The organism is Litorilituus lipolyticus (assembly GCF_006439335.1).
GTDB classification, from domain to species: Bacteria; Pseudomonadota; Gammaproteobacteria; order Enterobacterales; family Alteromonadaceae; genus Colwellia; species Colwellia lipolytica.
This window is the reverse complement of record NZ_SAWY01000036.1, coordinates 296,722-323,198: the sequence shown is the minus strand read 5'-3', so window position 1 is coordinate 323,198 and position 26,477 is coordinate 296,722. Positions and strand designations below refer to the sequence as shown.

The window sequence follows — 26,477 nt, the reverse complement described above, 5'->3', positions numbered from 1 at the left end:
CAATAGGCCATTGAGGGAGAAATGAATTGAAATTACTAATTGTTGAAGATGACGAAATTTTTGCCAACACCTTGAAAAGGCGCCTTGAAAAGCATGGCTATGATTGTCTTCATGTTGATAATAATAATGATGCTTTACTTGCCTGTCATCGACACATGCCTGACTTTATCTTACTTGATATGAAATTAGCGCAAGAAACTACGCTTAATATCATTACCCCTTTAAGAAAATTAAGACCTAATAGCCGAATCATATTGCTAACAGGCTTCGCTAGTATCGCTACCGCAGTAGAGGCCATTAAACTTGGTGCAGACGACTACTTAGCAAAACCTGTAGATACGCAAACGTTATTAGCTACCCTCAGTGACAGTAAGGCCGGAGCTATAGAATTAGCGGATGACAATGAGCAAACCTTATCTGCAGAGCAGGTTGAATGGCAACATATTCAACAAGTGTTAAAAGCAAATCAGGGCAATATATCGGCCACGGCGAGACAGCTTTCTATGCACAGAAGAACCTTGCAACGTAAACTTCAGAAAAAACCGCCAAATAGTTAATTCACTAAATGGCGGAGTAAGTTAGAAGTTATAAGCAATGTGTTGATGAAACCTCACTAAGACTTCATCTTTACTTGCTGATATATGTAGCGCCTCTGACACTTCTTTCATGGCTTGTTCAATTTGATTAAGAAAACGACCAAATCCGTGCTCTGTACTGTTTTCCTTTGTTGCAACAAAAATTAAATGTACTGTGTCTGTTAACTCGTTTGCATCCCATTTACTGACTATGCCACAAGGCAATTGCTCAGGATTATAACCTAGCATTTGCAGCTCTCCCACGCGTGATACTATTTCATGGATGCTATAGCGAACAATGGGCACCAAGCCATTAGCAATTAAGGCCGCATTATTGAGGTTATAGTGCTGAGCCGCTTGAGTAAAAATGTTCGTGATGTGTGCATATAAAGGATTGTAGGGATCCCTAGCACTCTGATCTATCTCTACTAACTGCATTAGTTCATTACTCACATTTAAACTAACTACTGCGTAATTCATTGCACTATGATGTATAGGTATACTGACTTCTTGGCTTTGATAACGCTTTTCAATATGTCGCAATTTATGAGTTTGTGTATTATGACATCCTTTGTTTTTAGCAAATAAATCATAAGTTAAGTGCTGGTGATCTCTTAATCGAACCTCAGCAATATCAAGATTAATTTGTTTACATAACTTAGCTACAACTTGTGCTACTTTTTGATGGAAATAAGCTGCATTTAAGCGAATATCACTACCTGTCGCTAAAAACAATAAACTAATTTTTTTAGCTCGCTTAGTTGCATCAAAAAAAGCTTTGTTTAATTGGTGATGCTCTGGGTTGTAATAAAACAAAATTTGTTGATTGGTTTGCCATTGATGCATTTCTTGACTGAACCTTACTCTTGCTAATTTATCATTGGCGATAAATTGGCAGTTTTTTAATTCAAGCTCTTCTGTTATATCAAAGAATAATTTAGATAGTTTTTGGTAAGTTGCATAATAAGGCTGAGGTGATGACTCCGATATCACTGGTGATAGCGCCAACAACAACTCATCAGACAATTTAAACTCCGCCAAAATATACTGATTGTCCCTAAGGTTATTGGGCAAATAAGCTTTATGAGCTGCACTACGTTTTCTAATGATCGACATAATAATTCCATTACGTTTTAGTCTAATTAATGTGCGCCATTTTAATGGGGCTTAATGACGCTTTTGTGACTTATTAATGTCAGTAAAATGACAAGATTAGCTTACTGGTTTATGTTAAATTTATGATGTTATTTTTATAAAATTTTGGAGATTAAAGCTTGCAAGAAGAGCAAAAAACATTAGTGGAAGCAATTAACCAAACCATGCCTTTTGGTAAGTATGCTGGACGTAAACTATTGCAATTACCTGAGCCTTACTTAGTATGGTTTCATTCAAATGGCTTTCCTGAAGGTAAATTAGGAAGTCAACTTGCCTTGATTTACGAAATAAAATTAAATGGTTTAGAGAGCATGTTAAAACCATTACTACGAGGTGATTAAATCTGTATTTTATTACGCCCAAAACACTCTATCTTATAAATCAATTTTTTCTATAAATAAGATTTTTTATTGAAAATCAATATATATAGTTTTACTAAAAACCTGTTTTAACAACGTAATTTTTTTTCGCTTTTTTCCCCCTCAATTTGAAGCTTAAAATTTCATTTTTTCAAGTAAGAAATGAAAACTTTTTTGCTTGCATCGACTGGCAAAATCTTCTTAAATGAATCGTCTATTTTCTAAGCATTTCACATTTTGAAATATGGATTTTTCTTAGAAACACTCAGAAAATAAGAGGACTATTTTCTTTTTAAAATGAAGGAATATTTTGTCCACACACTACGTAGTCATTTATTAATAAATAAAATTTTCAAAGAGTTACGGGGTATTTTTATGAGGAGTAAAGAATGAAAAGGCAAAAAAGGGATAAATTAGGAAGAGCGCATTCTAACGGATATCAAGCAGGGCTTTGTGGCAAAGCAAAGGAGCAATGTCCGTATCAAAATATTGAAGCAAAATCGCAATGGTTAGGTGGTTGGCGAGAAGCGGTGGCTGATAGAAATATGGGCTTATTTAGGTAATCTAACTTAACATTTTTCCAGTTTCAAAACTTTGGCGAACCACATTGAATTAAATTGATGCCTACCATCATTACTTGCATACTGAAGCACAGAGGTAACCAATTTACATTCAAGGTGTTTCGCCTTATTACTTTACCTGAAATGAAATTAACTAGATAACGCGTGAAAAACGTTGTTGGTTAACGTGCTTCTTCATATATGCATCAAAGCTCATACAAATAATACGAATTAATAAACGTGCTTTTTGGTCAACCGCAATGGCTTTTTCGCTATTATCAACTAGACCATCATCAATGAAGGTATCCAACAAAGGTAAGTCTTCAGCAAAATATTCATCAAAAACAATATTGTACTTTTTGTTAATCTTTTCTTTATCTAAGTAAAGATTACACATTAGTTCTCGAATAACTTCACCGCGAATAATGTCATCTTCCGTTAGGCTCACTCCAACCACCTGTGCATGTTGCTGCTCTGTAATGGCTTTGTAGTATTCTTTTAAATCTTTCAAGTTTTGGCTAAAACTATTACCAATAGCACTGATAGATGAAACACCTAAGCCCAACAAGTCACACTCACCACGCGTGGTATACCCTTGGAAATTACGATGTAAAGAACCATCACTTTGTGCAACAGATAACTCATCATTTGGCTTAGCAAAGTGATCCATACCAATAAAGTCGTAGCCATATTCACATAACGTTTCAATGGCCAGTTTCATTAGCGCAAATTTTTCTTGGGTATTTGGTAACCATTCATCACGTAATTTGCGTTGTGCAGCGAAACGACTTGGTAAATGAGCATAACTGAACAGAGAAATTCTATCTACGTCCCATTCATGGGCTTTATCTAAGGTTTTACGGAAGTTTTCTGGGGTTTGATGAGGCAAACCATAAATTAAATCAATATTTATTGATTGGAACCCAACCGTTTTTGCGTGCTGAATAAAGTTACCAATAAACTCTGTTGATTGAACACGGTTAATGGCTTCTTGTACTTTTAAATCTAAATCTTGGACGCCTAAGCTTAATCGGTTAAAACCTAACGAAAATAGATGCTCAGCTAAGTCCATTTCGATTTCACGTGGATCAATTTCGATACTCATTTCTAAGTCATCAGAAAAGTTAAATTTTTCTTTTAGCAGCGAAACTAAAGTAGTAATTTGCTCATGGGTTAAAAAGCTTGGTGTACCACCACCCCAATGCAGCTGCTTAACACTATATTCTTTAAATAATGGTGCTTGCAGGGCTATTTCTTTTGCCAAATACTCTAAATAGGTATCGGCTTTATCGCGGTGACGAGTGATTACTTTATTACAGCCACAGTAATAACAAAGCGTGTGACAAAAAGGAATATGCACATATAGCGACAAGTCGCGATTGTTAGAGTTTTCAATTGCCTTGATAAAATCATCATGCTTAAAGTCATCATGAAACTCTAATGCCGTAGGGTATGAGGTATACCTTGGCCCACTCGTGTTGTATTTACTGAGTAACTGATTATCGAAAAATTGACTTACTTGCATGTTATGTACCGATGATTTAAAAACGTTGCTAATTATACACAATAGTTTCTTTAGGGTCTTGATCAAGCGCAAAAGAGAGAGGAGCAAATCATAGCTCGGTAAGTTTCACTAGCTGCAAAAGTTAATTCATTCTTTATTGCGCACATTGAATACAGGTTAGCGCTGCAGGTTGTACCGCAAGTCGCTGCTCGGCTATTTCATCTCCGCATTGCTGACAAATGCCATAATGGCCGTTGTCTATGCGCATTATGGCATTAGATAACTGTTGAATTTCTACTTTGGCTTCTGACTCTAAAGCATTTAAGACCTCATCGTTCTCACGCTCGCCTGCTTGCTCTGCCCAATCGGCATCGCGCCCACCTGCGAAGTCTTTATGTATAGAATCAATGCGTTGCTGTAGTTCAATAATACGTTGGGTGAATTGACGCTTTAGTTGCTCAGACATAGATACCACCTTTCGCTGTAAGTGACAGAGAGTAGTCAAAAACCATGAAAGCCATTTTCCTGCCTGTTTAATACATCCTTATAAAGAAAACGAGGTAATCTGCTCAGAAGCGAATTGATGAACCGACTTTATCTCAACAGCAATTTGATCACGTAACTTAGCCTCTGCCGTTATGCGTTGATAATCTTCTTTCATACGCTGCTTTTTAGCTAATTGCTTTCGATCTTCGAGAATAGATAACTCTTTTATCTCGTTGTATAACTCAAATATAGCAGGAAACTTTTGATTTAGCTCAGAGCTCAGCTTTAGTGAATCTAACAACACTGATAACCGCCAGCACCCCTCACTAAAGTCGCATTGTTCTTCTTCCATTGCTCGGGCAATAATAATCACACTATCAAATATTTTTTTATCGTGAGTTTGATGAGCTTGAAGCTTGGCCGCAATTGCTTCTTGTTCAAGTGCATTTTGTCGTGCCAGTTGTTTAAGTAAACTGCCAGCATAAAAAGCTAAGGGCACAATAACGACTAACGCTAAAACAAGCGCAATGATCCAATTGTTATCCATGACACTTACTCTTTATCAAAATCCGAAAAATCATGACTATCGAGTTTATCCCAAAGTGATTCTTCATCGATAGATTTTGACGACTGCTCAAGCGCTTCTTCATCTACACCTAACTCATCAGTTAAGGCTTGATGGCGTTCCATCATGTCATTGTAATAATCCACTTCAGCTTCAGTTAGCTCGAGATCATCTTCTTGTTTAGTGATAATAAGTTGCAGTTTTTCATCTTGCTCAATGGCAAGCAGCATTTGCTGAGCAGTTTGCTCTTGCGAAATAGAGACTGGACGAACTGCTGCTAGCGGCACAGGCTTTTTAACTGGTTTCTGGGCTTTTTCAGCTTTTGTGGCAAGTTTTCCAAGCTCAATAGGCTTTTTACTACCTAAACGAGGGTCTTTTTGACTCTGTTGGTTAGTAGTATTTTTACTATCAACTTTCGCTTCTTGCTGGCGATTACCCGCTTGCTTACCCGTTTTCTTTCGAACGCGCTTTTCAACATTGGCTAATTCAGCTTTACTTAATTTAGGCTTAGCAATGGGAGCTGATGCTGGTTTTCTGGATTTTTTCTTACGCGACATGTGAATATACTAATTAATTAACTATGCCTCCATTTTACGCGAATAACGGACAACTGCATAATAAATTAATAGATTTGCCCATAATTATCGTTAAAGTTAGCATCATTCTTGTCTATTTATCAAAATACGCATAATGAGTTGAAATAAAGCAGTGCCTTCAAAGGTCTTTTCAATACCTTTATCTATATGAATTAAGCTCAAATGAAACAGTATTTCAGTCATCTCATTCTAATTATTATTGCCCTATCAACTTCTAGTTTAGCTGTATCAATGGTGTTAATGGGCCATCATAGTCATATTGCTCTCATTACCGACTTTTACGGTATTAGTCAGCACATTCCACAATATGTCAGTAACTTAATAGCCGTTATAGCATTTGCTCTTGCAGCATGTTTGGCTTTTATGGCGCTAAAACAGCATAAACATAGAGAAAAATTAGGCTATTTACTCATTATTATGGCTGTTATCCCTCTCATGTCATTACTAGGTCATTCAATGTGGATAGCATCATTAGGTGGCTTTCCTGCAATCGGCTCAGGCCAAGGTATTATTAAATATGCCGCACTACTCACTATAGGTATTTTATTCACTTACCCGAGGCTTTCTTTACATACTAAAAAGTGGTTAAGTTTAATGCCTGTTATGCTTGTTTTGCTATGGATAGGTGGCATGAAGTTTACTTTACTAGAAGCGAAAGGTATTGAAGATTTAGTCGCAAGTTCTCCATTTATGTCATGGATGTATACGTTTTGGGATGTACAAACCACATCAAATATTATCGGTGTTTACGATTTATTCGTGGTAGCTTTACTGATTGCAGCTATTTATAACAAGCGCTTAGTAAACATAGCTATTGCTATGTCTGGTATTGTCTTTGTTATGACACAAAGCTTTTTCTTTTCTTGGGATGCGGCCACCTCAGCTGAAACCCTATTAACAACAGGTGGGCACTTTTTAATTAAAGATCTCTGGTTTATTGTTAACTTAATTATGTTTTGGCAGCTATCGCAACATGCGCCTAATACTGCTCAGCAACACTAGATATCTTTTATTTTATGCCATAAAAAAAGCTGCTTCACTTAGGAAGCAGCTTTTCAAGGTACATCTATTTACGTATTAATATTATTAGTAAACCAAGAGTACTTATTCTTCACACCTTAGCTTGATATTTGGTGCGGTATTTATTTCTCCAGATTTACTAATAGTAGCAACGTTTTCATTACAAACTAATACTGCAAGATTTTGATTATTCACATCTCTTACAAAGGCGAGCTTATAACCAAACTGAGTTAAGCTACTGGCAGCAAATTTCTGAGCTAAGGTTAACTCATCCCATAAACTGTCATCACCTGCAATCGTTTGTGACTCACGCCTCTCTTGTGCTACTTCTGCTGCTTGCATGTGTTATCCCTTAAAGATTTCATTCAAGTCCCTTAAATAAAAATCATACACCTAAGTTTAGATTAACTTACAATTAACATTTCAGGCTAAAATTTAACCCATTTTGCTTTGGACATCAATAGCGATTAGAATTCACTGTAAACTGGTCATACCTAACGTATAACATATTATTCAGATCATTAATTTATAGGTACTAGAAATGAGCGCTGTGTTAGATGAATTACTCGCCTTACTTAAGTTAGAAGTAATTGAGCAAGGAATTTACCGAGGTCAAAGCCAAGATCTTGGTTTTAAAGCACTATTTGGCGGACAAGTTATGGGACAAGCATTATCAGCCGCACAAGAAACCGTGACAGACGATAGGTTTGTTCATTCACTGCATAGTTATTTTTTACGTCCTGGCGATGCCAGTAAACCTGTTGTCTATGATGTAGAATGTATTCGCGATGGTGCGAGTTTTAGTACGCGTCGTGTGCAAGCCATTCAAAATGGTAAGGCCATTTTTTACATGACAGCTTCTTTTCAGCACATTGAAAGTGGCTTTGAACACCAAGATACTATGCCCGTTGTCCCCCCACCTGCGCAGGTAAGTTCTTATAGTGATTACATTCATGAAATTCAGCATATTTTACCTGAGCCGATGAAGCAAAAATTCCTAGCTGAAAAGCCTATTGATTTGCGCCCTGTACAGAAGTATGACTGGCTCAAACCAGAAAAAGCAGATTCTGCATGTCAAATGTGGATTAAAGCTAATGGTGATTTACCTGATGATTTACGCATTCATACATATATGCTGGCTTATACCTCAGATTTCCATTTTTTACCAACAGCACTTTATCCTCATGGCGTAAGTCATTGGCAGCCAAACTTTCAAATCGCCACAATTGATCATGCTATGTGGTTTCATAAACCTTTTAGGTTCGATGACTGGTTACTTTACTGTATGGACAGCCCATCAGCGAGCAACGGCAGAGGATTAGTTAAAGGGCAAGTGTATAATCGTCAAGGCGAGTTAGTTGCCTCAACCATGCAAGAAGGGGTTATTCGCCAACGATAACCACATCTAAGTTAACTGGGTTTTGGTTGGCTAGCGTTGCCAATCAAAACCACTTGGGTGTTGAAATACGCGTAAATCAAATTGCGGCGCGATAGCAAAGAGATGGTCGAAAATATCCGCTTGAATACCTTCATACTTTGCCCAATCAGAGGTATTGGCAAAGCAATATACCTCTAACGGCAAACCGCTCGCAGTTGCAGGCAGTTGCCGAACCATGCAGGTTAGGTCATCACGAATATTACTATTTTGTTTTAAATACAATTCAACATAGGCGCGAAAAGTACCAATATTTGTTAATTGTCGTCTATTAATTTTATCTAATGCTTCAGAGGTTTTTACTTCCCCTTCGATCAAGTTGATTTGCGCCTTTTTCTCAGTTAGGTAAGTTTTTAATAATGAAGCATTCGTTAAGAAATCAATTTTATCTAAGCTATAAAAATCTATGCTCGCAATATCAATGATCAGGGTACGTTTTATTCTTCTAGCTCCAGTATGATACATATTGCGCCAGTTTTTGAATGAATCACTGATCAAGGCATAAGTTGGAATGGTGGTAATGGTTTTATCAAAATTTTCAACTTTAACAGTACTTAAACCAATTTCAATAACATCACCATCCGCGCCATATTTGGGCAATTCAATCCAATCTCCCGCAACAACCATTTTATTGGCAGATATTTGAATACTCGCAACAAGTCCTTTGATAGTATCTTGAAATATTAACAAAAGCACTGCCGTTAATGCGCCTAAACCACTTAACAAATATACCGGCGAACGGTTGATAATTAATGCAACAATAACAATAGTCGCAACTAGATACAGCGCTAGTTTTATTACTTGAATAATCGCATTAAGTGGCACATATTTTTGTTTAGCCGTTTCATGGTAAATGCTACGACTCACATTTAATAAAGCACTTAGGCTACGTGCAACTTGAAAGGTCAACATGACTTTAGCAAAGAGTACCAACATAGTACTGGCTTTGCTTTCAGCATCGAGGATTAGTGGCGTAAGAAACAGAATAATAACTAAAGGGATTAATGAGGTCATTCTGTTTAACACTTGGTGCTCAATTAGCGCATCATCCCAAGTGTTTCGACTTTTCTTAATAAGGTGTTTAACAACATTCAATAATTGGTATTTGGAAAAATAAAAGCTAATACTTGCTAAAACAACAATAATAGCTAAACCTGTGCCAAGTGTTGTGACCTCAAGATGGCGTTCACTGACTCCTTGGCTTGATAACCAAATACTAATTATTTCATTCATTCACTATCCTTGCTCTGGTTATGGGTTAATATCATCCGCTCAAGTCTTTCATCTTTCTCATGCCAGAATTGAGTCAACCACTTTTGAAATGATATTTTATAAGCACGGTCATTAAAATAATCACCATTTAACTCTTGCGCTATTTCCCGAGTATGTATTTCAATATGAACAGTTTTTACCCGACCAAACAAAAAGTCAACAAAGTTCGGTACGCCATCAGGGTAATATATTGTCGCATCAATAATCGTGGTTAAATGCTCATTCATAGCATCAAGCACAAAGGCAATACCACCTGCTTTTGGTTTTAACAAATGTTTGAATGGTGACTTTTGTTTTTGGTATTTTTCTTGGGTAAAGCGGGTGCCTTCAATAAAGCTCATGATACTTACAGGTTTATGTTTAAACTTACTGCACGCTTTTCGAGTAGTTTCTAAATCTTTGCCACGCAAATGTGGATTCTTCTTCAAAAATGCTTGGCTATATCTCTTCATAAAAGGAAAATCGAGAGCCCACCACGCTAACCCCAAAATAGGCACATATATCAGCTCTTTTTTAAGGAAAAATTTTAAAAAAGGAATATTGCCATGTAATGCTCGTTGTAAAGCAATAATATCAACCCAAGACTGATGATTGGCTAACACTAAATACCAATCTTTTTTATTCAGCTCTTCTAAGCCAGTCACTTGAATGTCGAATTGCGTAAATATCTTTTGATTTACACTATTACACGCCACCCAACTGCTCGCCGACAAATCAAGTAAATAACTAAATATTTTTTGAGTAAAAGCAAAAGGAAACAAGGCCTTAAGCAATGCAAAAAGTAAAATTGGTAACAACCAAAATACAGTATTTAATAGATATAGAGATAATGACAAAAAGGCGATAATTGGCCCAGGTAAAAAATTTAGCATGTTTTGTTATAAAGCGTGTTATTAAAGCATTAAAGTCTTGGTTGGCATATTTAACCATGAATTGGCAATAAATTGTATTGTTTATTGGTGACTTATATCACCAAACACTGAGAACCTAACCTCTCAAGGTAACTTTTCTACTTGTTGCATAAATCATCACCTGAAAATTTTGCACGAGTAATTCACTACAAAATCCCTTTTAAAATCATTAAAAAGTAGCTTTGAGCCATCACTAGCTAGATAAGCTATTAAAAAGTCTATTTTCATCTATTGAATTAGTCGCTTTAGCCCTTTGTTGTATTGAATGAATACTCGCTTTCTTGCATACTGAATTTAGCGACATTATAGGAGAAACAATGAATTTTAAAAGAGCAGTGATAAAAGTAGGTAGCGCACTAATTGCACCTACCAGTGATGGCTGTAGCGGTAAGTACGCACTTGCTATCGCACAATTTATCACTAATTGCCAACATCAAGGTAAAGAAATTATCTTAGTCTCGTCAGGTGGTGTAGCCGCCGGACGTAGTTTAATCCATCATGGCTCCCCTAAATTATCGGTTGCCACTAAAAAAGCAATGGCTTCTGTTGGGCAAATGCAAATGATGGCTAACTGGCAACGCTTTTTTGATAACCCCTGTAGTCAAATCTTAATAACACAGAGTGATTTAGCCGACCGAGAACGTTTTATTAGCATTAAGCAAACGATTAATATTCAGTTAGCGAATGGCGTTTTACCTATTGTGAATGAAAATGACACTGTGACTACGGACGATTTAACCGTAGGTGATAATGACAATTTAGCAGCACTGGTCGCACAGGTATGTGAAGCAGATAGTCTATTTATTCTAAGCGATATTGATGGTGTATTTACCAAAGATCCAAAAGTAAATGACGATGCACAACTTATCCCAGAAATTAATGAAATTACTGATGAAATATACGCCATGGCAGGAACGAGTCGTAATCATCTTGCTACCGGAGGCATGAAAACAAAAATCCAAGCGGCTGAAAAGGCTGTTGAGCACGGTATTAATACTTACATCGTCAACGGTACCAAAAGCCAAGTATTCGCTTCATTATTAAATAAAGTCAATCCTGGTACCCGCTTTGCTGCTGACAAAGACATTATCACAGCGAAAAAGCATTGGTTAAAGCATACATTAAAGAGTCGTGGTCAAATTATTCTGGATGCTGGCGCGGTTAATGCGCTGATCAATAAAGGTGCATCATTACTGCCTTCTGGCATCCAAGAAGTGGCGAATAACTTTAAAGCCGGCGACACCATTGAATTAATCGATGGGCAAAGTAAGCGTATTATTGCCAAAGGTATTAGCTTGTACAGTTACCATGATCTTAAACGTATCATGGGCAAGCACAGCGATGAAATCGATGGCATTTTAGGCCATGACTTAGGTGATGTTGTAGTACATCGTGACGATATGGTGTTAATAAGCAATGAACGCAACAACACAAAGACTTAAATAAAAGCTCAAGAGACAAATAAATGACTTCATTTTCTATGGATAACATGGCCAAAGGCAGCAAAATTGCCAGCCGAGTTGCCGCACAATTAACAACAATAGAGAAAAATGCGCTGTTAAATGCGATGGCTGATGCCATTGAAGCACAAGCAGATATAATCATTAATGAGAACAGCAAAGATATTGCGGCAGGTGAAGCTAAAGGTTTATCAGCAGCCATGCTAGATAGATTATTATTAACGCCCGAGCGCGTGAGTGATATCAGCAATGCCATCAGGGAAATAACGAGCCTTAGCGACCCTGTTGGCGATATCGCTAACTTATCGCTTCGCCCTAATGGTATGCAAGTTGGAAAAATGCGTATTCCACTAGGTGTTATTGCCATGATTTATGAAGCAAGACCGAATGTTACTGCAGAGGCTGCGGCTTTATGTATCAAATCAGGCAATGCCGTCATTCTACGTGGCGGTTCAGAAGCTATTCATAGTAATTTAGCCCTTGCTCAATGTTTACATGATGTGCTCGATAGCCAAGACATTGATAAGAATATTGTCTCTGTAATCCCTGATACTAGCCGTGAAGTTATTGAGTTATTACTTAAGCAGCGCGACTCTATTGATCTGGTTATTCCACGTGGTGGCGAAGGACTTATCCGCTATGTTACAGAAAATAGTCAAATACCAGTAATTCAGCATTTCAAAGGGGTATGTCACTTATTTATCGATAAATATGCTGCATTAAACAAAGCTATCGATATTCTTATTAATGGCAAAACCCAAAGACCAAGTGCCTGTAATGCGATTGAAACCTTATTAGTACATCAAGATATTGCAAATGAGTTTTTGCCACTTGCGGCAAAAGCACTAGCTGATGCTGCGCAGGTTAAAATACACGCTTGCGACAACAGCATTAAGTTTTTCAAAAATGCAGAACAAGCGAGCATAGAAGATTACCATGCAGAGTACCTAGCCCAAGAAATTGCTATTAAAGTCGTTAGTTCATTTGATGATGCGATTAAACACATTAATGAATATACTTCTGATCATACTGAAGTAATTGTCAGTCAAGATACTTCCAGAGCGCAGAAGTTTATCCGCCAAATCAATTCATCAGTAGTTATGGTTAATGCCTCTTCAAGGTTTTCTGATGGCGGTCAATTAGGTTTAGGTTCAGAAATTGGTATATCTACCAGCAAGTTACATGCATATGGACCTATGGGACTTGCTTCTTTAACCACTGAAAAATTCGTGGTACTTGGTGACGGACAAGTAAGGCCGTAAACACTATAAGTTATATTTTACTTTTTCTGAGAAGGTCTAACGTTAGGTTAGGCCTTTTTTCTTTTTATACCAGTAATCAGCAAATACCCCATTTATAAGCCACTTCACGGCGCCAAATAAAAAATACACCCACCAAAAACAGTATACAATATACCTAATTTCTAATATTCTCTCGACAACGGCCCTTGTATAAACATAATGAGATTTTCCATGAAGTTAGCCAGAACCATAATACTATTTACCACAGTTACTTTACTTGCTTGCTTAACTAGCCCCATTATACAAGCGGCTAAAGCAGAAATACCTAGCGTAGCCAAGCTCATTACTACTGAAAGTGGTTTGCAGTATGGCGTAATCAAGTCAGGACAAGGTGCTGCTGTTGAATTAAACAAAGAAGTCGCCTTTCATTGGACTGGCTTTTTACAATCAACGGGTGAATCATTTGGAAGCTCACGAGACACAGAGCCTTTTTATTTCATCACAGGGAAACGACAAGTCATTGCTGGAGCTGAAGAAGCACTGTTAAAAATGCGCGTTGGTGATCGTTATAAACTCATCGTACCGCCCAATTTAGCCTATGGCGACAAAGGTATTGAAAACTCTATACCACCCAATGCAACACTCATCTTTGATTATGAAGTCATGTCAGTTGGTGAGCCTAAACAAGATATCACCATTGTTTTGGACGAAGCCATAAAAACAAAAGGCTTAGCCGCAGCTAAAAATCAATACCATCACTTAAAAGCAACAGCTTTTGAGCAATACAGTTTTCGCGAAAATGTTTTGAACGGTTATGGTTACACCCTATTAAAAAGAGGCTTATTAAACGAGGCGGTTGCCGTATTTGAAATAAATAGCTTAGCCTATCCCAACTCATGGAACGTATGGGATTCATTAGCTGATGGTTATTATCAAAACAATCAAAAAGAACAATCTTTAAAAGCTTTTCAACAATCTGTTAAATTAAATCCACAAAGTGAATTCGGCCTTTCAATGATTGAAAAAATCAAAAAAGAAATAGCCAGCAATAAACATTAACTTGAAACTAGCCCCAAAAAAAAGCCTATTAATTTACTAATAGGCTTTTTAATATTTATCTCATATTGATTTACACAGGTTTTACCAACATGGTATTGCCCGATACTGCCACTATTTGACATTGCTGCGCTGAGGGAATGACATCAACACTCGCATCATCAGCTAATCGGGCGTTCCAATTAATACCTGAATAGCGAATGTTGCCTGAGGTTGCAGTAATATCTGTTGTTATCGGTACCTTTAAACCAATCATATCGCTTGAAGTATCAGTCTTACTTCGTGAATTTTGCAGGTTCTTTAAAGGCTTCCATAAAACTAACGCGGTCAGTGCAGAAACTATACCCACCGAAAGGATTTCCATTTGCCAACTAGTTAACACGCCTGCTGTTACTAAAATACCGGTAATAACACTGGCGATAGCAAAGAACAGTAGTGGGCCGCTTAACCCCATAATACTTAGCTCTATAATGAAACTAATGCCCGCAATTAAAAACCATAAATGATGATGATTTTCTAAAAAATATTCCATAGATGCTCCGAAACCTCCAAATAGCGAGGACTAATTAGGTAACTTTAAGCTACTAGACACGGCAATGGCTTGAGCAACCGTATTAGCAACATTTTCACCGGTTTTCCCATCAGTGAGTACCACAGTACTTTCATTGGCAATGGCTTGATGTGCGGTAATAGCGTCTTGCGCAAGTGTCAGGGTTACCGCAGATTTGCCTTCAGAAGTGCTGGCTGATTTACCAATAACATCAAGTGCAGATGCATCAGCTTCGGCAACTAAGCGAATAGCCTCTGCCTTACCTGTCGCCTCAAGTATTTGAGATTCTTTGGTCGCCTCAGCTGCTAAGACTTGTTCAGCTTTAGCAGCTTCCGCATCAAGTACTCGCGCTCTCTTTTGACCTTCGGCCTCAGTAATTGCAGCCGTTTTAACACCCTCTGCCGTTAAGATAACAGAACGTTTTTCACGCTCTGCGGTCATTTGCTTTTCCATATCTTCGCGAATACTTTGCGGCGGTGTTATATCCTTAATTTCGTAACGCGTCACCATGACACCCCACGGCTCTGTCGCTTCTGTCATCGCTGACAGAATTTGTGCATTTATTCCATCACGGTTTTGAAAACACTCATCTAATTCCATAGAACCTATAGCATTACGCATTGTTGTCATAGCAAGCTGCGTAACCGAGACTTTGTAATCAGTGATATTGTTTGTTGCAGCCGCTGCATCAGTAACTTTCATAAACAAAATACCATCAATTTCTAAGGTGATATTATCTTTGGTGATAGCAGGCTGTGAAGTAATTTCCAACGATTGCTCTTTTAAGTTTCTATCGGCAGCAATCGACTGCACATAAGGTATGATGAAATTAAGACCTGCTGATAATGTCTTGCTGTATTTACCAAGAGTGTAAACCACATAGCCGCGATTTTGCGGAACAAAATAGATACCTTTTTTTAAGGTATATAAAATGACTATGGTCAACCAAAGTGTTGGGTTTGTAACTAATTCTTCGAGTAAGGGCATTGATACTATTCCTTTATTATTATGTAATCCTCTGCGTTAGCCCATCAATCTACCCTTATCGTCATGCAACTGCAAGTGACACTCTAGCTATAACGTCGTTAATGCCGCCAACTGTGTTGAAAAAGCATCTGTTAAAAAAATCAGCGCAGGAAAGATATAAAAGTAAGCTCGCATCAACTTTTTAATGGTGTCATTGGCATGAGCTAACTCCATAAAGTTATCAATTATACGACGACCTTTATAGGCAATTGAAAAGCAGATAATAGCCGTTATCACTAAATGAGGTTCAGCTGTTTCTGCCACCAAAGCATTAGCCATTGTAATCGTCAGTAAAATAAGCCAAGTAATATCTAATTTATCTAATGTCATCATCGACTCCTAACGTAAAACATACAGCAATGGAAATATAATCACCCACGCTAAATCAACCATGTGCCAATAACAGGCAATAGCCGTTAAGCCGACATGGCGCTGCTGAGTGTAGTTACCAACTTTAATTTGTGAAATTGCCCACAGCAAACTCAAAGTTGCCCACGACACATGAATTAAATGGTTGAAGGTCATGTAGTAATACATACTGAAAAAGCTATTAGTATCAGCATGAATGCCATGGTCGACATTCCAGTGGTATTCCCAAAACTTGATCAGTAAATATAGCGCGCCGCAGCACACCGCATAGCTTAAACAACGTATACTTTTTTGTGGATCATTGACGCGAATAGCTGCTAACGACTTAGCTACAAAGTAACTGCTGGTAATTAAGGCAAAGGTGTTTAACGTTCCCGCTAACGTATTCAAGGCAAGTGGCCCTTGTTCAAACTCAATGGGGTTATGCGCCTTGGCAATAAAATAAGCGATAAAGAAAACAGCAAACTCTGATAGCTCGGCAAAAATACCTACCCAAACAGCCTTATTACCCGGTATTTTCTTTAAGGTTTCAGGCTCGGTAGTGACACTGCCACTACCGTTTAGATAAAAGGTTTCTTCTGCCTGCCCAACAAATTGCTCACTGGCAACATTTGAAACGGTCATGAATTGACTTCCTCAGAAATTTGACTCGTTAATCTCGAAAAAAAACAGTTTCTTTAACAAGCATAGTTTCAGGCTGTTCTACCGCCTGCACCACAAAACGAATATCTGTCATCTTCTTAGTCAAATTATAGCCGTCTGTCGCCAAAGTGACCGGAATTTGTAGCATTTTTCCTGCACCAATGAGAACACTATCAGGTATATTAACGCTAACATCGTCAAGCCCTTGCACATTAATGCTGTAATGGAATGCTTGTTGATTTTTATTCAGGATCTTTAGGGTATAAATATTCTCTACGTGACCTTCATAGTTAACCCGATACAGTACATTTCTATCTCGAAGTACTGAGACTTCTAACGGAATGCGACTATACAGCCAAAAGGCCATAAGTGCCGTTATTAATAAGGTAAAAGAAGCATAGCCAAATAATTTATAACTGAATTTTGGTGAAGTTTTGCCGGTAAGTTGTTGTTCACTGGTGTATGAAATCAGGCCTTGCTCATAACCAAATTTGTCCATGGTTTGGTCACAAGCATCAACACATAGTGCACAATTGATGCATTCATATTGTAAGCCGTTACGAATATCAATACCTACTGGGCAAACTTCAACGCACAAATTACAATCGACACAATCACCTAACCCTAGCTCTTTTGGATCATCCTTACGCTTTCTTCTTCCTCGGTTTTCACCGCGAGTAGGATCATAAGCCACTATAAGAGTATCTTTATCAAACATCGCTGATTGAAAGCGCGCGTACGGACACATATGCGTACACACTTTTTCGCGTAAGAATCCAGCATTACCATAAGTGCATAAGGCAAAGAAAAATACCCAGAATGTCACTAAACCGCTCCATTCAAATGAGAGCATATTGCTATATAACTCGACCACAGGAACAAAGTAAGAAACAAAAGTCGTGGCAGTAACAAAAGACATGAAAAACCAAATAATATGCTTTTGCGCTTTTTTATTAATTTTTTCTAACGTCCAAGGTTTTTTATTTAAGGCAATTCGTTTATTACGATTACCTTCAATACGGTGCTCTACCCAGACATAAGCCAATGTCCATATGGTTTGTGGACAAGTGTACCCACACCAGACGCGGCCAAGCCATGCGGTAACAAAAAACAAAGCAAAAGCTGCCACCATAAATATTCCTGCCAGAAAGATGAAATCTTGCGGCCAAAAGGTAATAGCAAAAATCCTAAATTGCTGTTCGCTTATATCAAGTAATACTGCTTGTTGACCGTTATAAGGTATAAAAGGTACAAGCATAAAAATAATCATCAACAGCCAGCTCAGCTTTCGACGAAGTCCTTGATAACGACCTTTTTGTTCTCTAACTTGGATGGTGCCTTCATTTTCATAAGGCTTAATGATGAGTTGCTCTTCTTTAATATCAAACTTCATATTCTGACTTCAGGACAGTAGGTATTTGTTACCTAACATCAATAATCGAGCCAGTTTTGATACTTTATAAGTTATTGTATTTTATGTTTAAATTATATTTCCCAACCAGCAAAAAACACGATATATCGCGCTGCCACGCTATATCGTGCTTTTTATGGTCTGTCTATCTTTAATTTTTTCATTTTTGAACGTAAGGTACTATCAGGTAACCCTAAAGTTTTTGCTGCGCCTTGAGCACCTCCAATCCGCCATTTACATTCATGCAATGTAGCAATAATATGCTCTTTTTCTGCCTCTGCCAGTGTTTTACGTTCAGATATTACTGGTTGCAAAATATCCTTGAAACTTTGCTTAACATCTAGCACTCTCGAAGTGGTTAAAATTACTTCACGTTCTAAAATGTTTTGCAGTTCTCTGATATTTCCAGGCCAAGAATATTGACTCAGCTTAAGCAAGCTACGCTTATTAATGCCGGTTACATGTTTTTTTAGTTTATTGTTTAGCTGTTTTAAAATGCTATCACACAAAATTGGAATATCTTCGATACGCTGACGCAATGATGGTACTTCTATTGGAAAAACATTCAATCGATAGTATAAATCCATTCTAAATTTTCCCTCGGCGACCATCTCAAGCAAGTTTCTATTGGTCGCTGTAATGATTCGAATGTCGACGCGAATAGTTTTACTGCCACCCACTCTTTCAAATTCACGCTCTTGCAATACTCTTAGCAATTTACTCTGTGCTTCTAAAGACAACTCCCCTATCTCATCAAGAAATAGTGTGCCCTGATGAGCTTGTTCAAAACGACCTTTTCGTCGCTCATTTGCACCAGTGAAAGCTCCCTTTTCATGACCGAACAATTCAGATTCAAGTAAACTCGCGGTAAAGGCTGCGCAATTCACTTTCATCATAGGAGAGTTGCAGCGTTCACTTAACTGATGAAGGTTTCTCGCGACCACTTCTTTACCAGTACCATTTTCACCAAGTATTAATACTGTGCTATCGGTTTGCCCAACTAGCTTAATCTGCTCAAGCATTTGTTTAAATGGCTGACTAACTCCCTCTAAGCCAGATCCTGACCAAGCTGAATTGATCTCATCTTGTAAATAAGTATTTTCAGCTTGCAGCTTTTCTGTTAATTCTTGCACTTGTTGTAGTGCTTTTCGCAAATTATCATCGGCTAAGCGCTGTTGACTCACATCACGAAATACCGCTACAGCACCAATACGCTTATTATCTTTATAAACAGGTGTAGAAGTGTATTCAACAGGAAAGCAACTACCATCTTTTCGCCAAAACACTTCATTAGTGACTCTTCGCTCAATGCCATCATGCATGGTATTGTATATTTTGCACTCCTCAACAGGGTATTCATCACCATTTTCATGACTATGATGGTGATATTGATGAATATTTTTGCCTAATAATTCACTGGACTTCCAGCCTGTCATTTGTTCTGCCGCAGGATTGATAAAAACAGCTTTACCTTCTAAATCAAAACCATAAACACCTTCACCTACGGCATTTAGCAATAATTCAGAATCTGCAAGAAATTGCTTTAATGTGTTTTTCATAATCAACCTTTAAGAGCGCGATATTTCGTGCCCTAGATTTTGACTGACTTTACCTGAAATATAAAGCATTTTTTACATACAAATCCCATCAAAATTAATCACTTATTTCAAACTGTAAAAAAGTAGCTAAGTGGCCTAAAAATATAGACAAATGCTATTTTTAATCTATAGTTTTAAGTTAGCGAAACAATTTAATTTACCTCGCACTAGATAAACAGCAAACAAGAAATTTATCCTTTCAACAGGCTGAGTGTTAGGTGACGCTATAAAATAACGAGATGGGAACTGCAATGGAACACTCTTTCAATACTATAGGAAAAATCGGCCTTGAAGGCTTAATGGATAGGGCGAACATTGCTTTTACCAGCGGCTATCGTTTCCAAGGCAACATAAACGTAATGCTTTTACAGCAAAGTATTGAAACCGTTTGTCAGTGTATAGATAAATTTTCATTTCAAGTTAACTTTATTAGTCAAGACAATTACTCTTGGCAACAAACTGAAACTCCCATTTTTTCATTACATACCCTGCAATCTAACAGCCTTGAAGAGGCTTTTACTCAAGTCTGCCAACATAGCCATAAAACATTCGAGGCACAAAACTATGTACCCATGTTTTTTACGTTAATTTTAGGAACTAACCCTAGTGAAGAGAATGAATTTATCATTGCGCAAACCAGTTGCCATACCCATGTTGATGCTCGAAGCTCTGAGGTAATATTTAACAATATTATCAATTTCTATAATGCTTTATACGAGCAAAATAGCACTGAAAAAGAGAAAATTATTGCCGTAACTCAACAATTGAAAACGGTTGATTCTGATATCATAGTTAAGCAACGATTTGAGATGAATTCATCAGCAAACCATGAAAAAAATATTGAAGGTATCACTGCATACTCTATAGGAGATCTTGGTCATCATGCTATACCAATGGCAGCGCTTGATGAACTATTACCCAAATATAAACAAACCGAACGCTCTCCAATAACACAATACTTTAATGTTCAAGAGTTAATTACAACCATTCGTCATGAATACAGCAATGTCACTAAAAACAGCGTTGCCTGCGCCTGCATAGTAAAAGCCTTATACCACATCAATGTGCAACAAAAAGGCTTAGCAGTTGACCATCAAATCAGTTTTAAAATGTTATCCGATATATTAACGCCTGCAATGCGCCTACAATACACAGGAAATTACATCGCTTTTGTACCTGTTACCGTTAATGCTGGAAATTCTATCGCCGAAATAGCCAATGAAATAAATGATCGTATCATCGAGTTTAAGGCCAATAACATTGATGTTTCTGTATTTGCCTTAACTGAAGATGCAATAGATCAAGGGTTAGTCGGTACTGCTGACGAGCCACTGTCTTTTGTCGTCACTAATTGGAACAATTTTACTTTCAATAACCAGCCAGACTATTTAGCTGACTGTACATCTATTCGGCATCAAAGTGGTGTTAACATTGAACCGAAAGATAACCTCGGAGCTGCCTTAGTAAACCGCCCTGTTTTTGTAGTTAATTTCTCACCTAACGATGAATTATGTATATCACAATTTCCTTCTTTAGATTCTGCGAAAGTTAATCAAAACATAGCAATTCAGCTTGATCATGTTTTTTTAAATGCTGGATAATAGTTTATGTTATTAAATGCTGGTTACGAAGCAAACGAAGAGTTATTCAATAATGATGCGACTGTCATTTATCGTGGTGTTCGAGCTATCGATCAAAAAAATGTCATTATTAAAACTTTAAATAAAAGCTACCCTTCCAGCAAAGAAATTCTGAGAGTTAAACGCGAATATGAGCTTTCCAAATACCTACTTAATATCGACGGAGTTAGGCAAGTTTATGAACTAATTGAAAATAATAATTCGCTGATGCTAGTTTCGGAAGATATTGGTGGAAAAACACTTAAGAAGACTTTTTTACAACCGACAGTCACAGTAAGCGAAATAAATATTGAAGAACGACTAGCCATAGCGATCAAAATAGCGAATGCACTCAGTCATATTCATCATCACGGCATTATTCATAAAGACATTAGCCCAGATAATATTGTTTATAACCCTGCAACTGAACAAGTAAAAATTATAGATTTTGGTATTTCTTCTCTTTCATCTGTTGAGCAACATAGTTTTCAAAACCATAATGAGTTAGAAGGGAAAGCTGAATATATTTCTCCTGAACAGACCGGCCGTATTAATCGAGTTATCGATTATCGCTCAGATCTCTATTCCCTCGGAGTTACTCTATATCAATTATTTACATCGGAACTTCCTTTTAAAGAGCATCATAGAATAGAGCTGATCCATGCGCATATTGCCAAAGTTCCACGTTCACCAGATGAAATTAATGCTCGATTACCTTTGTCTCTTGTAAAAATCATTAATCGATTATTGTGTAAATCTGCAGACGAACGCTACCAAACCGCTAGTGGCTTGAGTCATGACTTATCATTGTGCTTACAACAATTAAAAAGAAAACCGGCTTCTGATTTTGTCTTAGGTGAACTAGACAAATCACCAAAATTGCAATTGAAACAAAAATTATATGGCAGAGAAGTTGAAATTGGCTTATTACTCAAATCGTTTGATCGTGTTAGTCAAGGCGCAGCTGAGATAATTCTAGTATCAGGTTTATCTGGTGTCGGTAAAAGTGCTTTAGTTAATGAAGTACACAAACCCCTTACCGAAAAACAAGGACTGTTCATTTCAGGAAAATTTGAAAAAAACCGTCGTAGCACTCCATTTTATGCATGGCGTCAGGCACTAACCGCATTAGCTGATTACATCTTAAAAGAAGATGAAGCTTCACTAATTGCTTGGCGTAACTTAATAAAAAATGCTGTGGGTGATAATGGCCAAGTTATCATTGATGCTATTCCCACATTTGAACTCATTTTAGGTAAACAACCTACCGCTTCACCTTTAACAGGTATGCAGGCACAACATAGACTCAGTTATGTTTTTAACCAGTTCATCTCTGCAATAGCATTAAAAGAGCATCCTTTAGTCATTTTCATTGATGATTGGCAATGGGCAGATACTGCTTCGATCAAGCTATTAAAGTCATTAGTAAAAGGCAAAGCAAAACATTACTTCCTCTTTATTGCGGCCTATAGAGATAATGAAATAACCACAACTCACCCCTTCTCATTATCTTTATCAACGATAGAGAAGTCACCACTCAATGTGGAGCATTTTCATCTTGAAAATTTAACTGAATCAGCAACCCATGAGCTTATTTCAGATGCGTTACAAACGTCTGAAAATACAAAGGAATTATCACGACTGGTTTATGAAAAGACACTTGGAAACGCCTTCTTTTTAGTGCAATTTTTAGAAATGTTAGAAAAGAAAGAATTATTGTCTTTTGATTTGCAACAGAACCACTGGGTTTGGGAATTAACCGAGCTGAATAAATTAAGCATTACCCGTAATGTCGTTGATTTAATGGTTGATAAAATAAAGCAATTACCCGCACCGTCGCAGAAAGCATTAAAATATGCTGCCTGCCTTGGTAATAAATTCCAATTAACTGAGCTCGCCAATATTCTTGATGAATCTCTAGAGCAAACAGCTAGCCTGATCAACATCCCTGTAAAAGAGGGAATATTAAGATACGCTAAAGAAGTTTATCAATTTGTTCATGATCGTGTTCAACAAGCCGCCTACAGTATTTTTGATGAAAAAACTAAACGAAAAGTTCATTATTCTATAGCAAAAGCTTTACTAAACACCTTGTCTGATGAGGAACAAAGCAAACAATTATTTGATATTGTTAGGCACTTAAATGTAGCGAAACCCGTCATCAAGGAAAATCAAGAAAAGCAGCTTTTATCATCACTTAACTTGCTCGCAGGGCAACGCGCAAAGCAAGTTACTGCTTATGATGCCGCTTTAAAGCACTTTACCAGTGCTATTTCAGCATTAGCAGAAGGTTGTTGGCAAAATGACAATCATAAAAGCACTATTCAGCTATACCTTGATGCTGCTGAAGTAGCTTACTTTCTTAATTTATTCGATCAAATGGAATCATGGTTAGCCTTAGTATTAGAAAAAGCTAAGACTCCCATTGAACGTGCTCAAGTTGCGGTAATTCACTTACAAGCATATACCGCTCAAAACAGATTATCTGAAGCCGTTGATGCCTCTTTGCATGCTTTAGCATTGCTAGAAGTTAACATCCCTAAAAGACCTAACGACTTGCAAGTTATTTTCAACTTATTAAAAACAAAGAAAACCTTAAAAGGACACTCTCCGCAAGAGCTACTCTCTTTAAATCAAATGACTGATCCTCAGCAATTACTCATCATGGATATATTAGGTTTAACCGTTCCTGCTGCCTATTGGACATCTCCCAACTTGGTCGCCATGATCATTTTTAAAATGACGCAAAATTCCGTTACGCAAGGTTACGCGCCAATATCTGGGTATGCTTTTTCATGGTGGGGTATTACGGAATGCGCAATGCTAGGTAATATCGAAACTGGCTATAGTTATGGTGATTTAGGCATAAAGTTAGCCGAAACGCACAATTTATATTTACAGCAACCGGTATTTTTTTCAGGTTGGATGATTAACAATTACAAACATCCGTTAGCAGAGTCGTTAGCAATACTAGATAGAGCCTATTCTCTATCCCTTGAAAAGGGTGACTATGAATATGCCTCTTACGCACTAAACAATAGTATTCAGCATAAATTACATTGTGGTGAGGTACTTACAACACTCTTACCAAGTATGGAAGATGCCCATCAAACTCTTAAAACATTTAACATGGCATCTTCTCAATTTTGGCATGACATCTGTTGGCAACTTGCCCAAAACTTATCATCACTAAACACTGCACCAAAACTATTATCAGGCTCTGCTTACGATGAAGCTGAGTACTTAGCGCAACATCTAAAAGAAAATGATGCCAGTACGTTATTTTTTCTTTATTTTGCAAAATTAATGCAAAGCTACTTGCTCAATGATATTGAGCAAGCACAGGTGAACAGACAAAAGATTAAGCCATATTTAAAAGCAGGTATGGGTACCTACCAACATAGATTGTTCTACTTTTATGATTCACTCACCTTGTTAGCCAATCAAGACATTTCGTTATTCAATAAGTACCTTTACCAAAAGCAGGTTCTGTTAAATCAACGTAAACTGAAGAAATGGGCTAAATTTTCACCAAAGAATCATTTGCATCAATGGCATCTAGTACAAGCTGAATACTTTCGGGTCACAAATAAACCTAATCAAGCATTAAAACACTATAACTTAGCCACTCAACAAGCTAATGAAAGTGGCTTTATTCACGAAGAAGCTCTGTGTTACGAATTGCTTACTAAGTTTCATATAAATAACCAACAAAAACGCTATGCTGTTCACGACTTAATTCAAAGTCATTATCTTTATAGCCAATGGGGAGCTGCAGGCAAAGCAATGCAACTTCAGCAACATTATGCTCATACTTTTCCACAAATATTGAATTATGATGATATTACCAACCAAGAGGAAACGTTATTAGAACCAGATTATAATCAGCGCAGTTTAACGGTATCTACCTCTCATCATCAATCCAATCAACTTGACTTAGAAACAGTCATTAAATCATCACAATTAATTGCGGGTGAAATTGTTTTCGCAGATTTAATTAAAACATTATCTAGCTTTATTCTAGAGAATGCGGGCGCACAACGCTTTTTACTATTAAAAGTTAATAGTGAAGGTAGCTCCATAGAATTTGAGAGTGTGCTCGATAACGATGTTATTACGTCAAAACTACCTGATTGTGAGGGCAGTGAGCATGCTCAATATGCTTTTCCTACCTCCTTAATCTCATATGTTCAACGTACTCTACAAAGTGTTGCTTTAGAAAACGCCTTAACTCATGATGATTTTTGCCAAGATACTTACTTTCAAACACATAAAGTGAAGTCTGCTTTCTGTAGCCCAATGCTGCATCAAGGACAATTAACAGGCATCATTTACCTTGAAAACAGATTGATACCCGGCGTATTTACACCTGAGCGTATTGAATTAATCCAACTATTGTCATCACAAGCGGCTATATCAATTGAAAACTCTAAACTTTATAGTAACTTAGAAAATAAAGTGCTTGAAAGAACACAACAATTAGAAGTAGCAAATGAACAATTACAACTATTAGCCACTACTGACAACCTAACGAACTTATCCAATAGACGTCAGTTTAATGATCAAATTAAGTTAGAGTTAGGACGAGCTAAACGTAATCAACAAGTTATTTCATTGTTGCTGTGCGATGTTGATAATTTTAAAAAATTTAATGATTGTTATGGTCATATTGATGGCGATGAATGTTTACGAAAAATAGGCGTGGTTTTTCAAGCACTATTTAATAGAGCATCTGATTTAGCGGCCAGGTATGGCGGTGAAGAATTTGCTGTGATTTTAACTTCAATAGATAGAGACTCGGCATTAGAGATGGCAAATAAACTCTGCAAGAATGTGCAAGAGTTACATATACCCCACAAGATGAATGGTAAACATGACATGGTAACGATCAGTGTCGGCTGCCATTCCATTATTCCTTCATTAGAGCAAGATATTGATAGCCAAATCGATAACTTACTACGCCAAACGGACAAGGCGCTATATCTAGCTAAAGAAAAGGGACGAAACTGTGCTGCAACGCTACTTCCAAATGAAATGTAGAGAGATATCATTCATTTACTCTCTCTT

At 37.3% G+C, this 26,477-nt stretch carries 24 protein-coding genes; 10 read left to right on the top strand and 14 right to left on the bottom strand.

The genetic code is table 11. The annotated features are described in order from the left end of the window. Positions 1–26: 26 nt before the first annotated feature. Entirely contained in the window at positions 27–557 is a 531-nt protein-coding gene (locus EPA86_RS14920; protein WP_140605015.1) for a response regulator transcription factor, read from the top strand. A 21-nt stretch (positions 558–578) separates the two neighbouring features. Here the strand turns inward: EPA86_RS14920 and EPA86_RS14915 are convergent, their stop codons facing one another. Next, entirely contained in the window at positions 579–1,691 is a 1,113-nt protein-coding gene (locus tag EPA86_RS14915; RefSeq protein ID WP_140605013.1) for a DUF3083 family protein, read from the bottom strand. A gap of 158 nt (positions 1,692–1,849) precedes the next feature. Here EPA86_RS14915 and EPA86_RS14910 point away from each other — a divergent pair, with 158 nt between their 5' ends. Beyond that, positions 1,850–2,071, top strand: coding sequence for a DUF3820 family protein (locus tag EPA86_RS14910; protein WP_140605011.1), 222 nt, complete (start codon positions 1,850–1,852; stop codon positions 2,069–2,071). 407 nt (positions 2,072–2,478) lie between these two features. After that, positions 2,479–2,652, top strand: coding sequence for a ribosome modulation factor (gene rmf / locus EPA86_RS14905; protein ID WP_140605009.1), 174 nt, complete (start codon positions 2,479–2,481; stop codon positions 2,650–2,652). A gap of 151 nt (positions 2,653–2,803) precedes the next feature. Here the strand turns inward: rmf and hemN are convergent, their stop codons facing one another. The 4 genes from hemN to yihI form a co-directional block, all read right to left on the bottom strand. Beyond that, a complete protein-coding gene (gene hemN, locus EPA86_RS14900; RefSeq protein WP_140605007.1) occupies positions 2,804–4,174 on the bottom strand; it encodes an oxygen-independent coproporphyrinogen III oxidase in 1,371 nt (456 codons plus the stop codon). 133 nt (positions 4,175–4,307) lie between these two features. Further along, positions 4,308–4,619: a TraR/DksA family transcriptional regulator gene (locus EPA86_RS14895; RefSeq protein ID WP_140605005.1), complete on the bottom strand. Its 312-nt coding sequence runs from the start codon at positions 4,617–4,619 to the stop codon at positions 4,308–4,310. 78 nt (positions 4,620–4,697) lie between these two features. Further along, the gene (locus tag EPA86_RS14890) at positions 4,698–5,186 is read right to left on the bottom strand and encodes a DUF2489 domain-containing protein (RefSeq protein WP_140605003.1); all 489 of its coding nucleotides are present in this window, start codon (positions 5,184–5,186) and stop codon (positions 4,698–4,700) included. 5 nt (positions 5,187–5,191) lie between these two features. After that, positions 5,192–5,761 (bottom strand): Der GTPase-activating protein YihI, encoded by a 570-nt coding sequence (yihI, locus tag EPA86_RS14885; RefSeq protein ID WP_140605001.1) that lies wholly within the window; start codon positions 5,759–5,761, stop codon positions 5,192–5,194. Between the two features lie 201 nt (positions 5,762–5,962). Here yihI and EPA86_RS14880 point away from each other — a divergent pair, with 201 nt between their 5' ends. Next, on the top strand, positions 5,963–6,802 hold the full coding sequence (locus tag EPA86_RS14880) for a DUF417 family protein (protein ID WP_246058413.1): 840 nt from the start codon (positions 5,963–5,965) through the stop codon (positions 6,800–6,802). Between the two features lie 102 nt (positions 6,803–6,904). Here the strand turns inward: EPA86_RS14880 and EPA86_RS14875 are convergent, their stop codons facing one another. Then, complete coding sequence (locus tag EPA86_RS14875) at positions 6,905–7,162, bottom strand: hypothetical protein (protein ID WP_140604999.1); 258 nt, start codon at positions 7,160–7,162, stop codon at positions 6,905–6,907. Between the two features lie 199 nt (positions 7,163–7,361). On the opposite strand from EPA86_RS14875, the gene tesB reads away from it, so the two are divergent. Next, a complete protein-coding gene (gene tesB / locus EPA86_RS14870; RefSeq protein ID WP_140604997.1) occupies positions 7,362–8,219 on the top strand; it encodes an acyl-CoA thioesterase II in 858 nt (285 codons plus the stop codon). Positions 8,220–8,249: 30 nt separating this feature from the next. On the opposite strand, the gene EPA86_RS14865 is transcribed toward tesB, so the two are convergent. Then, complete coding sequence (locus EPA86_RS14865; protein ID WP_140604995.1) at positions 8,250–9,488, bottom strand: mechanosensitive ion channel family protein; 1,239 nt, start codon at positions 9,486–9,488, stop codon at positions 8,250–8,252. Then, positions 9,485–10,399 (bottom strand): acyltransferase, encoded by a 915-nt coding sequence (locus EPA86_RS14860; protein WP_140604993.1) that lies wholly within the window; start codon positions 10,397–10,399, stop codon positions 9,485–9,487. Before EPA86_RS14860 ends, EPA86_RS14865 begins: the two co-directional genes overlap by 4 nt. Positions 10,400–10,755: 356 nt before the next feature. Between EPA86_RS14860 and proB the strand changes: the two genes are divergently transcribed. The 3 genes from proB (at position 10,756) to EPA86_RS14845 (ending at position 14,198) form a co-directional block, all read left to right on the top strand. After that, a complete protein-coding gene (gene proB / locus EPA86_RS14855; RefSeq protein WP_140604991.1) occupies positions 10,756–11,880 on the top strand; it encodes a glutamate 5-kinase in 1,125 nt (374 codons plus the stop codon). Positions 11,881–11,903: 23 nt separating this feature from the next. After that, complete coding sequence (locus EPA86_RS14850) at positions 11,904–13,160, top strand: glutamate-5-semialdehyde dehydrogenase (RefSeq protein ID WP_140604989.1); 1,257 nt, start codon at positions 11,904–11,906, stop codon at positions 13,158–13,160. A 210-nt stretch (positions 13,161–13,370) separates the two neighbouring features. After that, positions 13,371–14,198 (top strand): FKBP-type peptidyl-prolyl cis-trans isomerase, encoded by an 828-nt coding sequence (locus EPA86_RS14845; RefSeq protein ID WP_170309673.1) that lies wholly within the window; start codon positions 13,371–13,373, stop codon positions 14,196–14,198. A gap of 70 nt (positions 14,199–14,268) precedes the next feature. Here the strand turns inward: EPA86_RS14845 and EPA86_RS14840 are convergent, their stop codons facing one another. The 6 genes from EPA86_RS14840 to EPA86_RS14815 all read right to left on the bottom strand — a co-directional run bounded on the left by EPA86_RS14840 (position 14,269) and on the right by EPA86_RS14815 (position 19,752). Further along, entirely contained in the window at positions 14,269–14,727 is a 459-nt protein-coding gene (locus EPA86_RS14840; protein WP_140604985.1) for an NfeD family protein, read from the bottom strand. Positions 14,728–14,757: 30 nt separating this feature from the next. Next, positions 14,758–15,732 (bottom strand): SPFH domain-containing protein, encoded by a 975-nt coding sequence (locus EPA86_RS14835; protein ID WP_140604983.1) that lies wholly within the window; start codon positions 15,730–15,732, stop codon positions 14,758–14,760. An 87-nt stretch (positions 15,733–15,819) separates the two neighbouring features. Then, positions 15,820–16,101, bottom strand: a complete 282-nt coding sequence (locus EPA86_RS14830; RefSeq protein WP_140604981.1) for a cytochrome C oxidase subunit IV family protein — start codon at positions 16,099–16,101, stop codon at positions 15,820–15,822. Between the two features lie 9 nt (positions 16,102–16,110). Beyond that, positions 16,111–16,764 carry a cytochrome c oxidase subunit 3 family protein gene (locus EPA86_RS14825; RefSeq protein ID WP_140604979.1) on the bottom strand — a complete coding sequence of 218 codons (654 nt, stop codon included), beginning with the start codon at positions 16,762–16,764 and terminating at the stop codon, positions 16,111–16,113. 28 nt (positions 16,765–16,792) lie between these two features. Next, a complete protein-coding gene (gene ccoG / locus EPA86_RS14820) occupies positions 16,793–18,175 on the bottom strand; it encodes a cytochrome c oxidase accessory protein CcoG (protein ID WP_140604977.1) in 1,383 nt (460 codons plus the stop codon). A 152-nt stretch (positions 18,176–18,327) separates the two neighbouring features. Next, positions 18,328–19,752 (bottom strand): sigma-54 interaction domain-containing protein, encoded by a 1,425-nt coding sequence (locus EPA86_RS14815; RefSeq protein WP_140604975.1) that lies wholly within the window; start codon positions 19,750–19,752, stop codon positions 18,328–18,330. Between the two features lie 290 nt (positions 19,753–20,042). On the opposite strand from EPA86_RS14815, the gene EPA86_RS14810 reads away from it, so the two are divergent. Both EPA86_RS14810 and EPA86_RS14805 read left to right on the top strand, forming a co-directional pair. Further along, on the top strand, positions 20,043–21,392 hold the full coding sequence (locus EPA86_RS14810) for a hypothetical protein (RefSeq protein ID WP_140604973.1): 1,350 nt from the start codon (positions 20,043–20,045) through the stop codon (positions 21,390–21,392). 6 nt (positions 21,393–21,398) lie between these two features. After that, the gene (locus EPA86_RS14805; RefSeq protein WP_140604971.1) at positions 21,399–26,450 is read left to right on the top strand and encodes a diguanylate cyclase; all 5,052 of its coding nucleotides are present in this window, start codon (positions 21,399–21,401) and stop codon (positions 26,448–26,450) included. The last annotated feature ends 27 nt before the right edge of the window (positions 26,451–26,477 follow it).